This is a genomic window from Shewanella sp. cp20 (assembly GCF_000832025.1).
Taxonomy (GTDB): Bacteria; Pseudomonadota; Gammaproteobacteria; order Enterobacterales; family Shewanellaceae; genus Shewanella.
Genome location: NZ_JPII01000007.1, coordinates 278,287 through 291,372, shown reverse-complemented (window position 1 = coordinate 291,372; position 13,086 = coordinate 278,287). Strand labels below are relative to the sequence as shown.

General features: G+C 56.7%; 13 protein-coding genes. 7 read left to right on the top strand and 6 right to left on the bottom strand.

Annotated features, from left to right (window positions below; genetic code table 11):
* Positions 1-220: 220 nt before the first annotated feature.
* Positions 221-1,816, top strand: coding sequence for an AMP-binding protein (locus DB48_RS01610; RefSeq protein WP_041508572.1), 1,596 nt, complete (start codon positions 221-223; stop codon positions 1,814-1,816).
* Positions 1,817-1,907: 91 nt separating this feature from the next.
* On the opposite strand, the gene DB48_RS01605 is transcribed toward DB48_RS01610, so the two are convergent.
* Positions 1,908-2,423 carry a lipocalin family protein gene (locus tag DB48_RS01605; RefSeq protein ID WP_041508571.1) on the bottom strand — a complete coding sequence of 172 codons (516 nt, stop codon included), beginning with the start codon at positions 2,421-2,423 and terminating at the stop codon, positions 1,908-1,910.
* Positions 2,424-2,676: 253 nt separating this feature from the next.
* On the opposite strand from DB48_RS01605, the gene DB48_RS01600 reads away from it, so the two are divergent.
* Positions 2,677-3,681: a DUF4382 domain-containing protein gene (locus tag DB48_RS01600; protein ID WP_052813604.1), complete on the top strand. Its 1,005-nt coding sequence runs from the start codon at positions 2,677-2,679 to the stop codon at positions 3,679-3,681.
* A gap of 13 nt (positions 3,682-3,694) precedes the next feature.
* Here the strand turns inward: DB48_RS01600 and DB48_RS01595 are convergent, their stop codons facing one another.
* The gene (locus DB48_RS01595; RefSeq protein ID WP_235375312.1) at positions 3,695-5,545 is read right to left on the bottom strand and encodes an ABC transporter transmembrane domain-containing protein; all 1,851 of its coding nucleotides are present in this window, start codon (positions 5,543-5,545) and stop codon (positions 3,695-3,697) included.
* A gap of 109 nt (positions 5,546-5,654) precedes the next feature.
* The gene (locus tag DB48_RS01590) at positions 5,655-6,965 is read right to left on the bottom strand and encodes a short-chain fatty acid transporter (RefSeq protein ID WP_041508568.1); all 1,311 of its coding nucleotides are present in this window, start codon (positions 6,963-6,965) and stop codon (positions 5,655-5,657) included.
* Positions 6,966-7,152: 187 nt separating this feature from the next.
* Between DB48_RS01590 and DB48_RS01585 the strand changes: the two genes are divergently transcribed.
* Positions 7,153-7,476, top strand: a complete 324-nt coding sequence (locus tag DB48_RS01585) for a DUF2956 domain-containing protein (protein ID WP_041508567.1) — start codon at positions 7,153-7,155, stop codon at positions 7,474-7,476.
* A gap of 34 nt (positions 7,477-7,510) precedes the next feature.
* Here DB48_RS01585 and DB48_RS01580 read toward each other — a convergent pair whose 3' ends face one another.
* A complete protein-coding gene (locus DB48_RS01580) occupies positions 7,511-7,810 on the bottom strand; it encodes a winged helix-turn-helix domain-containing protein (protein WP_041508566.1) in 300 nt (99 codons plus the stop codon).
* Positions 7,811-7,955: 145 nt separating this feature from the next.
* Between DB48_RS01580 and DB48_RS01575 the strand changes: the two genes are divergently transcribed.
* From DB48_RS01575 to DB48_RS01560, 4 genes are read left to right on the top strand one after another with little or no spacing between them, the layout of a single operon-like run.
* A complete protein-coding gene (locus DB48_RS01575) occupies positions 7,956-8,519 on the top strand; it encodes a PH domain-containing protein (RefSeq protein WP_052813603.1) in 564 nt (187 codons plus the stop codon).
* Between the two features lie 3 nt (positions 8,520-8,522).
* Positions 8,523-10,073 (top strand): PH domain-containing protein, encoded by a 1,551-nt coding sequence (locus DB48_RS01570; RefSeq protein ID WP_041508565.1) that lies wholly within the window; start codon positions 8,523-8,525, stop codon positions 10,071-10,073.
* Between the two features lie 19 nt (positions 10,074-10,092).
* Positions 10,093-10,647, top strand: a complete 555-nt coding sequence (locus DB48_RS01565) for a DUF924 family protein (protein WP_041508564.1) — start codon at positions 10,093-10,095, stop codon at positions 10,645-10,647.
* Between the two features lie 43 nt (positions 10,648-10,690).
* Entirely contained in the window at positions 10,691-11,452 is a 762-nt protein-coding gene (locus DB48_RS01560) for a sulfite exporter TauE/SafE family protein (RefSeq protein ID WP_041508563.1), read from the top strand.
* Positions 11,453-11,473: 21 nt separating this feature from the next.
* On the opposite strand, the gene DB48_RS01555 is transcribed toward DB48_RS01560, so the two are convergent.
* The gene (locus tag DB48_RS01555) at positions 11,474-11,863 is read right to left on the bottom strand and encodes a hypothetical protein (RefSeq protein WP_041508562.1); all 390 of its coding nucleotides are present in this window, start codon (positions 11,861-11,863) and stop codon (positions 11,474-11,476) included.
* 4 nt (positions 11,864-11,867) lie between these two features.
* Entirely contained in the window at positions 11,868-12,851 is a 984-nt protein-coding gene (locus DB48_RS01550; RefSeq protein WP_041508561.1) for a zinc metalloprotease, read from the bottom strand.
* Positions 12,852-13,086: the final 235 nt, after the last annotated feature.

Below are 13,086 nucleotides of genomic sequence, written 5' to 3'. Positions count from 1 at the left end.
CTTGTTCCCGCTTACCGCTAGGCCCACATCAGGTCAGACCAGATGGATTTTACCACTACAAAAATAATCATATTAAACATAAAGATAGGCATTAAACACTCGTTTTATTTCCTGCCGATGAAGGTTGACCTGAGGTGATTTTTAGCACAGTCTAAACACCTGTTTGATTTTTAGCTGACGCCCAATCATACCCACAATAATAACCAAAGGAGACGCGTCCATGGCCTATGATTCTCACGTCCATGTAGACCTGGAGAAATATGCTTCATTGATCGATCTGATCGAAATCGCCGCCGAGCGCTATGGCGATAAGACAGCCTATGTATGCCTAGGCAAGGCCAGTAGCTTTGCCGACATAGAACGCGACTCCCGCAACTTCGCCGCCTACCTGCAACAACATACTCAGCTGGAGGTGGGCGACAAGGTGGCCATCCAGCTCCCCAATCTTACCCAGTTTGTCATCGCCGCCTACGGCGCGCTGCGGGCCGGTATGGTGCTGGTCAACACCAACCCCTTGTATACCCAGAGAGAGCTGATTCACCAATACCGAGACTCGGGCGCCAAGGCCTTGGTGGTGCTGAGCGATCTTTTGCCCACACTGGAAGGCGTGATCCCCGAGACCCAGATAGAAACGGTGATCGCCACCCATCCGCTGGATCTGCTCGCTCCCCAGCCTCAAGCCGATAGCCCCCTCGCGCACATAGGCTTTACCCAGGTATTAGCCCTGGGCGCCGAGGCAAAATATCGCCCGGTACGGGTCGAGCAGGCTAGCCTGGCGGCGCTGCAATACACGGGCGGCACCACGGGTCTCTCAAAGGGCGCCATGCTCAGCCACACTAACCTGCTGGCCAACATGCTACAGGTGCAGTCGCGACTGGCCAGCAAGTTTGTCGAGGGCGAGGAGATCTTCGTCGCGCCCCTGCCCATCTACCATATCTACGCCTTCATGGTGAACTTCGTCTACTTCGAACAGGGCGGCTGCAGCGTACTCGTCCCCAACCCGAGAGACATCAGCGGCCTTATCCAGACCATGTCGCAACATGCCTTCACCGGGTTTGCCGGCCTCAACACCCTGTTTGTCGGCCTCTGCCATCAGCAGGCCTTCCAGGCGCTGGACTTCAGTCATCTCAAGATCACCATCTCAGGCGGCACGGCACTGACCCAGGCGGCGGCCAGCATCTGGCAATCCACCACGGGCTGCACCATAAGTGAAGGCTATGGCTTGTCGGAAACCTCCCCCGTGGTCTCCCTCAATGCGCCTGGGCTAGAGTGCCTGGGCACCATAGGGCGACCCGTAATAGATACTCAGGTGAAGATCCTCGACACCAACGACCAGGAGGTGCCGCAGGGTGAGATAGGCGAACTGGCGGTCAAGGGACCACAGGTGATGAGCGGTTACTGGCAAAAGCCGGAGGAGACCGCCAAGGTGATGACGCCGGACGGCTTTTTCAAGACGGGGGATATCGCCCTGGCCACAGAAGATGGCATGCACAAGATAGTGGATCGTAAGAAAGATATGATCATCGTCTCAGGCTTCAACGTCTATCCCAACGAGGTGGAAGATGTCCTAGCCGCCCATGAAAGCGTGCTGGAGTGCGCCGTGATTGGCGTCGAGGATAGTCGCAGCGGCGAGGCGGTCAAGGCCGCCATAGTGTTGCGAGAACCAGAACGGGCAAACGAGGAGATGAAGCAGAACCTGCTCGACCATTGCCGCAGCCAGCTGGCCGCCTACAAGCTGCCCAAGATCATCGATTTTATGCCAGCCCTGCCCAAATCGACCGTGGGCAAGATACTGCGCCGCGAGCTCAGAAAATAGCCTGAGCCGATCGTCTGGGTTAAGGCAACAATCAGAAACAGGGCGTCCACCAGGGCGCCCTGTTTATTTGGATAACTATTTTGTCAATCGCCTATTGCGCCCAGATAAGCGCCTGGGTATCGAACCCCAGATTCTGCGCCTGAGTGATAAACGCCAGCCTTACCGACTCATCCACCTCGGGCGTTCTCGCCAGCAGCCAGAGATAGTCCCGGTTATAGCTGGTCACGAAGGCGTAGTTGTAATCTTCATCTAGGCGATAGATCACATAGGCACCATAGAAGGGGCCGAAGAAGGAGACCTTGAGGTGGCCAATGTCTGGAGACTCGACAAAGTAGGCCTTGCCTTCGGCCGTCTTCCAGGTCTGTGATTGCGCATCGAAGCCGCGATTAGTCACACTCACGCCACCGTCGCTTCGTAGCCGATACTCGGCGCTCACCCGACTCAGGCCACGCTCGAAACCATGATCCAGCCGGGCAACCTCATGCCAGGTGCCCAGATACCTGGAGAGCTCAAATCCCTCGACCGGCGCAATCCCCTTTGGCGCACTGGTGCAGCCACTCATGAGGGTTAACAGACAAAAAAGATAAAGCGTTACTGGCCATCTCATCGTGATACTCCACTACTTAAGGCGATTAAAAATCAATTGTTTGAGGCAATACGTTGAGATCTCCCCATAAGTTCACCGGCGGTAGAAGGAGCCTGCCTATCGCACTTTCTTGGGGCCTTCAACCGCCGCTATCCCTTTGCGTTAGCGCGCTCACAAAGTACAAATTTCAACCAGTAACGTCCTGCTATTTGTGCCAGTGCCCCTTAAAATGAATGAAACCATTAGAAAAAACTCATTAAAAGGTTTACTCAAGATGCGACCCCTACCTCAAACTTTAGCTCAAGCTTTAACCCTAGGCTCAAGCCTATTTCCCCTCACGCTCGTGGGTCTGATGCTCGGCGGCTGTGGCGGCTCGGATGACACCAGCCCACCAGAGCAGCTCGCCACCGGCACTGTGAGTATCGCCCTCTCTGATTCGCCCATGAGTCAAGTCAGCAGAGTCGAGCTGGTGTTAGATAAGCTGGTAATGACAGACGCTCACGGCCAGGTACATACCCAGGATATGGCCCAACACAGATTTAATCTGCTGGACTACCAGGGCATGGACAGCCACAGGGTGATCGACGGCCTCGAACTGCCTGCAGGTCAGTATCACGACGTGCATTTCACTCTGGTCAATGGCGATCAGGCCCAGGGCTGCGCCATCGAAAATGGCCAGGGCTTACATCCACTGATGATAGAAGATGGCCACCTGCCCCTGGCAAACTTCACCCTGGGTGAGCACCAGCACCTCAACCTGACCATGGAGATCGATCTCTATCAGGCCATGCATCTCACAGATGGTCAATATCAGCTCAACCATCACGGCATCTACTCTATCGACGACGATTCCATGGGCCACCTCTTCGGTGAGATGGATCCTCAATGGATAGCCGATTGTGAGACGCAATACGCCGATAGCGCTCCCGAGGGCGGCCATTTCTATCACATGGCCTATCTCTACTCGAATGAGGTCACCAGCCTTGCCCAGATGGGCGACATAGCGCAGACCCGCAGCGACGGTCTGTTCTCGCCGGTGGCCATCTCCCCCATACGCCAGGACGCCGACGGCAACTGGTCGTTCGCCATGGGCTATCTACCGGCCGGTAGCTACCGGGTGGGTTATACCTGTCTGGGACATCTGGACTCCCCGACCGAAAATGATATGACTCAGGGCGGCTTTAAGCTCTTTGAGGATGGCGGAGCGATCACGGTTGAAGATGGCGGCAGAGAAACCCGCCATCAGTGTGGTGGTGGCCACGGCGGCCACAGAGGCTAACCTTTCAGGGTCTTTAGGCCTCATCACTGAGCAGCTGCAGGCTGGCGAACTCGCGGTAGAGGCTGCTGCTCTGCATCAGCTCGCCATGGGTACCGCTGGCCACCAGCTCTCCCTTATCCATCACCAGGATACGGTCGGCGTTGAGCACTGTGGCCAGGCGATGGGCGATGATCAGCGTGGTTCGTCCCTGCATCAAGACATCCAGGGCCTGTTTCACCTTCTGTTCACTCACCGCATCCAGCGCACTGGTCGCCTCGTCGAGCAGCAATACCGGCCTGTCTGCCAATATCGCCCGGGCGATGGCGATGCGCTGCTTCTGTCCGCCCGACAGGCGCACGCCGCGCTCACCCAGATAGGTCTGATAGCCCTCGCTAAAGTCAGAGATAAACTCGTCGGCGCGGGCGGCAACACAGGCCGCCTGCACCTCCTCCAAGCTGGCGTCGGGGCGACCGTAACGCACATTCTCCAGCACGCTGGTGGCAAAGATCACCGACTCCTGGGGCACCAGGGCATATTGTTGACGTAGCAGCTGCGGACTCAGACTGGCGATGTCGATACCATCTAAGGCGATCACCCCGCTGTCCAGCACATAGAAGCGCTGCAACAGCTCGAACAGGGTACTCTTGCCCGCACCGCTGGCGCCCACCAATGCCACCCGCTCACCGGGGCGAATATGCAGGCTAAGACCACGAATCACCTCATTGTGCCCCTTATCCTGTGCCTCAAGGCGGTCAACCTTGTCATCTTGATCGCCTTCCTGATTTGCCAGGGTGCGATAACTGAAACGCACCTGCTTGAGGCTCAGTTCGCCGCGTACCTTGCTCGGCAGGCTTAGCGGCGTTGCCGCAACTGGAATATCGATAGGCGTCTCCACCAGCTCTATCAGTCGCTCTGTGGCACCGGCGGCGCGCTGGATCTCACCTATCACCTCGCTGATGGTCGCCACGGCACCAGCCACCATCACGGCGTAGAACATGAAGGCGGAGAGTTCACCCGGCGTGATCGCCCCAGCCATCACATCCTTGGCGCCCACCCAGGTGATCAGGGCGATGGCCAAGATACTGAGAAACATCACCAGAGAGATGAGTATCGCCCGGTACTTGATGCGTCCCCTGGCCGCCTCCATCACCGCCTCGACCCGCTCGAAGAACAGCTGCCTGTCGCGATCCTCGTGGCAGTAGGCCTGCACCGTATGGATCTCGTGCAGCGACTCATCCACATAGGCCCCCAGATCCCCGACCCTGTCTTGGCTTTTACGCGACAGCTCGCGCACCTTACGGCCAAAGAAGAAGATAGGCCCGAGCACCAAGGGCACGGCGAGCAGCACCAGGGCGGTCAGCTTAAGGCTGGTGATCGCCATCATCACCAGGCCACCGACGACTGTGACGCAGGCCCGCAGCGCCATGGAGAGGCTGGAGCCCACCACAGATTGCAACAGGGTGGCATCGGCGGTGAAGCGGGAGATCACCTCCCCGGTGCGTAGCCTGGCGTAGAACCCAGGCGAGAGCTTAAGCAGATGGTCATATACCTTGAGGCGGATATCGGCGCTAACCCGCTCTCCCAGCCAGGTCATCAGGTAGAAGCGGCAGAAGATGGCCGAACTGCTCAACGCGGTGATGCCTATCACCAGCAAGATGATCTCGTTGAGGCGCTCGCTATTTTCCCTGAGGAAACCTTCGTCCACCATGAGGCGTACCCCCTGGCCCAGCGACAGCCAGGCGAGGGAGCCGATAAACAGAAACACTATGGCGGCGATCACCTTGCCACGATAAGGACGTAGGAAACTGCCGATCCAGGGCAAAACCGACCGCTTAGGGCTGGGTTTCCTGTCCTGAGGTACGGCGGGAGAGAGAGATTGAGACAAGCTGGCATTCCTTTTAGTCAGCGCGCGACACTTGGCTGACAGAATAACAAAACCCGCCGGGAAAAGCGGGCTTTGTTTGTCACCTCATTCTGCTTCAACAGAGCGCTGACTAGAACCAGGTCAGGCCTATGCTGATCACTATGCCTGTGATGATCAGCTGCATCAGGCAGAAGCCCATGATGTCCCGCGCCTTGAGGCCGGCGATCGCCAGCACGGGCAGGGCCCAGAAGGGTTGGATGAGATTAGTCCAGGCATCGCCCCAGGCCACCGCCATGGCGATACGCGCCACATCTGCGCCCAGCGCCTCGGCCGCCGGTAACATGATGGGGGCCTGCACCGCCCACTGGCCCCCACCCGAGGGCACGAAGATATTAACGATACCGGCGCTGATAAAGCTCCAGAACGGTAGACTCTCGGCACTGGCGATGGCCACGAAACCCGAGGAGATGCTCTGTGCCAGACCAGACTGCACCATGAGCGCCATGATTCCCGCATAGAAGGGGAACTGGATCACTATGCCGGCGCCGCCCTTTATCGCCTCATTGAGGCTGGTCAGCAGGCTGCGGGGCGTCTGATGCAATATGATGGCGAGAAACAGGAACAGGTAGTTAACGATATTCAGGTTGAGCTTGCCCCCTGAGGCAAAGAAGTATTGCCCCAGATATACCAGGCCTGCACCACCCACGGCCCAGGCCAGCAACCGGCTGTTTTCCAGGTAATCCGCCGGGCGGGTGACAGCCTCCTTCTTGACCTCGGGCTCAGCTAACTTTTCCTTATCGACATAGATGCTCTCCTCCTGGCTCGGCAGCATGAAGCGATTAACCAAGGGGATGAGCACGAAGAGTATCGCCACCAGCGCCAGGTTAAATCCGGCGAAGATAGTCGTGTCCGTAGGGATAATGCCTATCTTATCTTCGGCAAAATGCCCCTTAGTGGCTATGGTCAGGGGAATCGAACCCGCCAGGCCGCCGTGCCAGACCACGAAGCCCGAATAGGCACTGGCCACCAAGAGGCGATAATCCACCTTCACCTGACGCGCCAGCGCCTTGGCAAACAGCGCGCCCACCACCAGGCCGAAGCCCCAGTTGATCCAGCTGGCCAGCAGCGACACTAGCGTCACCAGGATGATCGCCTGGGGCGCACTCTTAGCCAGGGCCGCGATGCCATCTAACAGGCGCTTAATGGGCGGCGAACTGGCCAGCATATAACCGGCCACCAGCACCAGCAGCATCTGCATGGAGAAACTCAGCAGGGCCCAGAATCCCTGGCCCCAGTAGGTAACCAATTGCAAGGGGCTCTGCTGCTCCACCAGCATTGCGGCAATGAATACCAGCAGCGTGAGGAGTAACACGAAAATATAGGGGTCGGGCAGATAGCGGTCGACCAACTTGACCAGAGGTTTTGCGGCCTTATTGAGCATAATCTTGTCCTTGATAGCAGGGTATTATTATTGATTGAATTTGCCACAGACAGGTTAAGCGATAACTTAACTAAATCATACTCATACTATGGTATAGGGGCGAAGGCTACACCAGCAAACAAGGTCCGTAACCCTGGCGGGCGACTCATGTTATAGTGAGGCCATCATTCATCAGCTTAATGACCTTATGGCGCAGCAGATCTCCAACGAAACCAAAGATGAGGCGATGAAAATTGCCAAGGCCACCCAGAAACCCGGGCAAACCAAGGAACAGACCAAGCTTATCGCCCAGGGAATAGAGAAAGGGATCGCCGAATATAAGAAGCGCCAGAAGAGTAAGGCCAGAGACAGGGATAAGCAGCGCAAACAAGTCTTGAAGGAAAAGCAGCGTCAACCCGTCGAACAACAGAGTGAGCCGCGCCAAGAGACGCCGACAAGCAACAAGCTACCCTGGCTGCTACTGGCCCTCAGCTGGTTAGGCTTTATCGGCTTCTACCTGCTAAATAACTAAACCTCTCAGATTCGCACTATTCAATACCGCAAAACTATCGGCTAGGCGTTAACGACTGGGCGATGGTCTCGATATGGCTCGCTACCCAGGCCTTATCGATAGGCCCCCAGTCATTGAGGCGATAGTAACCGGCATTATGGCGCTCGCCGTCCTGCACGAAGGTGCAGGTAATGCCGATATCCCCCATGGCGGCAATCGCATCTTGCAGGGTGCGGCGCGGCATAGAGGTGGCCTTGTTCAACGACAGTAAGTTGTGTTGCTCACCGTCGATCATATGGGCCAGGTAGAGCTTTCTCAGGAAGGCGATTTTCTGCTTAGATAACTCGGCGCTCAAGACATCCTCTCTTCTCTAACTTGTTATCACTATTATTTTTTATACTCTTGTAACATAAAAGATCCATCTCATACAGACGCAAATGGCTGACAGCCAAAGGAAAGATGTTATAGTCAGTCAATTGCCAACTTTAGCAGGATAACAAATGGAAGATGTGACTCCTCAAGCTTCGGCCTCGATGCAGGCCCGGCATAGGCTGGAGCAGCCGGATTGGATCAGCATAGACGAAGTGCCTCTGACCCCCTTGGAACGGGCCTATCTGCATCAGGTGCAGATAGAGAATCTGCTGATCTTCACGCCGCTGCTCATCATTGCGCCCCTGGCCGCCATACTACTCAATCTGCCCGGCAGCCTAATCATCGCCCTGGTGACTCTGCTGCTTGTCCTGGCGGGCGTTGTTAGCTACGGCCGTTATCGCTACGCCCTCTCTTTCGCCTACGGCGTATTCGACCACGAGTTCATCATGCAGAAGGGATTGATTTGGCATAAGAAGATCGCCCTACCCTATACCCGCTTACAACATGTCAGCCTGTCTCAGGGACCGCTGGAGCGCTATTTTCGTCAGCACACCCTCAAGTGTTTCAGTGCCGGCAGTGGTAGCGCCGAAATCAGCCTGCCCGGTCTGGGCGATGACACGGCGGAGCCACTGCGCAAGCACCTGTTAGCCAAGGCCTCCCAAAAACAAGCCCCCGGCGAAGATGAGGCATAGCCCATGAGTATGCGCTTCGCCCAATGGGCGAGCCTGTCTCCCTGGTCAATAGTCAGCTTCAGCGTCGGCAGCCTGAAACAGATACTCACCAATGGTTATGCCCTGATCCCCCTGGTCTATACCGGCTGGCAGCAGGGCTTTAATTCTCCCTGGGTGCTGCTGGTCGGCCTTGGCGTCATACTCATCACACTCACCTATGCAAGCCTGCAGTGGGCCAGATACAGATACCGGCTCAGTGATGCCAAGCTGGGGATACGCCAGGGGCTAGTGTTTAAACGCGCGCACGAGATCCCACTCAATAAGATCCAAAACGTGCGCCTGGAGCAGCCCCTCTACTTTCGCCCCCTAGGTCTCTACAGCCTGGTGGTGGAAACGGCTGGCTCCAAGCAAGATGAGGCAGTGCTGGCGGCGGTTAACTACCGTCAGGCCATGTTACTCAAGAAACAGCTATTTCCGTCTCAAGCAATTAAAGGCGACAGCGAATCAATTGGGGGGCACAATGAGCCGGTTCAGGCTGACCGTCAGACCATAGCGGCCAACACCGACCAATCGGGACGCCGCGGCGAAGGCCTGGTGGTCGCCAAAGATCTCAAGGCGCTTTTGATCTTCGGCCTCTATCAGAACAACCTCATCTGGCTGTCACTGATCTCTGGCTCCATCATAGGCCAGGTAGACTGGGAATCCCTGGGGCAGAACAGCCTGGTGCAAGGGGTCTGGCACTGGTATCAGGCCAACGTCGCCACTGGGCTTGTCTATCAGATCCTGGCGGTGCTGGCCGCATTGGCGCTACTCGCCCTGCTGCTCTCGTTAATCTCCATCGCCTCGGCCGTGCTTAAGTATTATCCCTATCGCCTCAGCCTGCGCCAGGGCACGCTACACAGAACCGGCGGCATACTGGCCAAGCAACAAGATGCCTTGCGCCTACACAGGGTACAGCTGGTACGCTTCGAACAGCCCGCCATAGGCCGACTAATCGGCCGTTGGACGGTGCATTTTGAACAGGTGAAGGGCAATGAGATTGAGCAGCTGAGCAAGCGTCACCTGTTGATCCCCAGCATGACCCAAGCTGAGATCCCACAGGCCCTCAAGCGATTAGATAACTTGGCCGCCAAGGCCAATGCCTTACCCACAGGTTATCAGGGGATAGATATCGGCTGGTTTTGGCGGCGCGCCGCCCTGCTGATACTGCTCCCCATAGTGATAACCTCAATCGTTGGCATCAACCCCTTCACCGAACTCCTTGCCGGCTTCACCTTGGTGGCGCTTGTCGGCCTCTATCTCAACTATCGACAGTGGGGCTACCAGCTGGAGGGCGACGACTGCTGGATCCACACAGGCGCTCTGGGACAAACCTGGCGACTGGTGCCTCTGAGTAAGACTCAGGATATCTGTATATCACAGACACCGGGGCAGAGGCGTAAGTCTTTGGCTAACCTGCACTTAGGCCTAGCCTCAGGCCCCTTAGTGATCCCCTACATTCCCCTGAAAGAGGCTAGATTGATCGCCGAAACCGCGTTAAATTTGACCAGGCAAGATCCGAAAAACTGGATATAGGTGGAGATAAGGAGCAGACATGAACAGGATAGCCCACACGCCAGACGAGATTATTCGCTTCTGGTTCGAGGAGATCGAACCTAAGGCCTGGTTTATCAAAGATCTCGCCTTTGACCAAACAATAGCCCGCCGCTTCGGCGAGCTGGTCACCCAGGCAAAACAGGGCGAACTCTATCACTGGCGCACCACACCACAGGGACGCCTGGCGGAGATCATCCTACTGGATCAGTTTAGCCGCAACATCTACCGGGATACGCCCGAGGCCTTCGCCGCCGATCCCATGGCCTTGGTCTTGGCTCAGGAGGCCGTAGCGGCCGGTATCGATAAGCAACTGCAACCTAAGCAGGTGCCCTTTCTCTACATGCCCTACATGCACAGCGAATCCCGGGCGATCCACGAGGTGGCATTGATCCTCTTTAACCGCGAGGGCGCCGAGAATAACCTGGCGTTCGAGCAGCGACACAAGTCGATTATCGACCGTTTCGGCCGCTATCCCCATCGCAATGCGATTCTGGGGCGCAAGTCCACCGACGAGGAGCTGGCGTTTCTCGCCGAACCTGGCTCGAGTTTCTAACTTATCCAGCGAGTCATTCCCCATTAGGGCGTAAGGAGTACCCATGGAGATCACCCTCACCCACGGCCTGCTGCTGGTCGTCACCGGCTTCTTGGCTGGCATCATCAACACCCTGGCCGGCGGCGGCTCTAACCTTACCCTGCCAGCCCTGATGGTCATGGGCATGCCCGCCGAGGTGGCCAATGCCACCAATCGTGTCGGGGTGACGGTGCAATCGATCACCGCCATGCTGGGCTTTCACAAACATGGCAAGCTAGATACGGATGACAAGGGACCGATTCTGGTGCCAACCATACTCGGCGGCTTCATCGGTGCAGGCCTGGCCGCCTACGCCCCCAGTACGCTGATAAAACCCCTACTGCTGGGCACCATGCTGCTGATGGCGCTCATCATCCTAGTGCGTCCCGCCATCATAGCCCCCGAGCTGGGCACCCCGGTCAACAGAGTCAAAGACACCCCCAAGTCCTGGTTCTGGCTGACCCTGGCCGGGATCTACGGCGGCTTCGTACAGGCGGGAGTGGGATTCGTCTTGCTTGCCGCCCTGGCGGGCAGCCTAAGATATGATCTGGTCAGGGCAAATGCCTTCAAGGTGTTCTGTACGCTGTTTTTCACCCTGGCCTCCCTGCTTATCTTTATCAAGGAAGATCTGATCCTCTGGGTTCCCGGACTCATACTGGCGGCAGGTACCATGGTGGGCGCCCACCTAGCGGTCAAGCTGGCCATCAAGGTCAGCCCCAAGGTATTGAAGTGGTTTCTGTTTCTGATGACGCTGTGCGGCAGTGTCGCCGCCATGCTCAGCGATTAAAGCGGGGCAGGAAAGCTAGAGTCACTCGAGCCAGTCGATCATGAAGCTGATAGCGCCGGCGTTATCGCAGCGCCATACTCTCACCCGCACCGAGGGCCTGAGCACGCCGGGAGACAGCTCGAGCCGTTTCCAGTCTGGCAGGGTAAATAGTCCGCCATTTAGCCGCATCTGCTCAAGACGATAGGCGATATCCAGACGTTCCAGGGTGCCGTCGACGGTGCGAATGCCGAAGGCAATCTGTGTCTCGCTTCTGTGGTAGTTGAACACCTCCCCCTGCCAGGAAGTCAGCTGGTTCCGCTCACAAGGGACAAAATCCGGCGCGCGCAGCCGCTCAGCCAAAGCAGGACTCATCCACAAACAGAGGCCCATGGCGAGACACCATAGGCCCTGTTTCAGCATGGGATTTGTCATGAGGCTAGTTACTTGGCCAGCGATAGGCGCCGCTTAAGATATCGGCACGCTCGGACTGGCCCGGAGTGAACTCGACCATGCAGCTGTCATCGGTATAATCCATGAAGTTGTAGATAGGATCGTCACCGCCATCGCGCCTGCAAGTATCGCGTCCCGTTGGGCAGCCATAGGCCGCCGAACGCTCGGCCGCAGTATCGGCCACCTGGTCTCCACCATTACAGCCCCCCTGGAAAGTATGATACAGGCCCAGCCAGTGACCGACCTCATGGGTGGCCGTATCGCCTTCGTTGTAGGGTGAGGCGGTACCACCAGGCAGAGACTGATTGAGGATCACCACGCCATCATCGCTAGGATTGCTGGCATAGTCTGTGGGAAAGGTCGCCCAGCCAAGCAGGCCACCACCAGGGTTAGAGATATAGATATTAAGCGTGTCGGCGCCACCCTGACGCAGGCTTTGCTTCATAGCACGCTCGGCACTGGTGCCCGGCCCAGCACTGTACCAGGCATCGTTTGTTGTTTTTGTCGTTCCCATTAAGGTAAAGCTGAACTTGGTGTCGAATCCACTGCCACCACCTGCACCGGAGAAGGCGTTGTTCAGTACACTCATCTGCTCCGCAACCAGACCTGACACATCACCGTCACCATTACTGCTCAGGATCAGGTGCACATAAACGGGAATGTTGTGGCCAATTGCAGTGTACGGGTCTGTGGAACCACCACCATTACCACCACCGCCGTTACCGTTGCCATTGCCGTTACCGACACCTTCAGGCTTCTTCAAAGCTTTCAGGTGTTCGTTTAGCATGCGCACCTCGAGATCCGAGGGAGTACGGGTGCCGCAGCGCAAGAAGGCTGCATTGCTGTTGGCATGGTCGAAGGCCGGGGTCGAACTCGTCTTAGCATGCTCTTGGCCCGCCAACGCCTGACCGACTAGGGCACTTGCCGACATCAATAGCAAACCAGTTATTCTTATTACGCTTCTTCTCATGGGAGCCTCATCTTAAAATCTGATCCAAGTCACATCACTGAGTATAGAAAAAGCCGACGAACTTGCTAACGCAAAGGCCAACGCGGCCACCAGGCTTAAAAATTGACGCTTGCCTTTACATTCGACACAAAAGTAAATGATAACCATTCCCATTTAAAGTCCTGCTTATTTTGTATATCCTTTGTTGCGTTAATTTGGTTGGCGTGCAAAGTCCCCAGCGGTCTTGCACCGCTCC

What these genes read in the sequence shown, in the direction of transcription:
- DB48_RS01610 (WP_041508572.1), top strand. Translation starts at nt 221, where the DNA reads ATGGCCTATGATTCTCACGTCCATGTAGACCTGGAGAAATATGCTTCA.
- DB48_RS01605 (WP_041508571.1), bottom strand. Translation starts at nt 2,423, where the DNA reads ATGAGATGGCCAGTAACGCTTTATCTTTTTTGTCTGTTAACCCTCATG.
- DB48_RS01600 (WP_052813604.1), top strand. Translation starts at nt 2,677, where the DNA reads ATGCGACCCCTACCTCAAACTTTAGCTCAAGCTTTAACCCTAGGCTCA.
- DB48_RS01590 (WP_041508568.1), bottom strand. Translation starts at nt 6,965, where the DNA reads ATGCTCAATAAGGCCGCAAAACCTCTGGTCAAGTTGGTCGACCGCTAT.
- DB48_RS01585 (WP_041508567.1), top strand. Translation starts at nt 7,153, where the DNA reads ATGGCGCAGCAGATCTCCAACGAAACCAAAGATGAGGCGATGAAAATT.
- DB48_RS01575 (WP_052813603.1), top strand. Translation starts at nt 7,956, where the DNA reads ATGGAAGATGTGACTCCTCAAGCTTCGGCCTCGATGCAGGCCCGGCAT.
- DB48_RS01570 (WP_041508565.1), top strand. Translation starts at nt 8,523, where the DNA reads ATGAGTATGCGCTTCGCCCAATGGGCGAGCCTGTCTCCCTGGTCAATA.
- DB48_RS01565 (WP_041508564.1), top strand. Translation starts at nt 10,093, where the DNA reads ATGAACAGGATAGCCCACACGCCAGACGAGATTATTCGCTTCTGGTTC.
- DB48_RS01560 (WP_041508563.1), top strand. Translation starts at nt 10,691, where the DNA reads ATGGAGATCACCCTCACCCACGGCCTGCTGCTGGTCGTCACCGGCTTC.
- DB48_RS01555 (WP_041508562.1), bottom strand. Translation starts at nt 11,863, where the DNA reads ATGACAAATCCCATGCTGAAACAGGGCCTATGGTGTCTCGCCATGGGC.
- DB48_RS01550 (WP_041508561.1), bottom strand. Translation starts at nt 12,851, where the DNA reads ATGAGAAGAAGCGTAATAAGAATAACTGGTTTGCTATTGATGTCGGCA.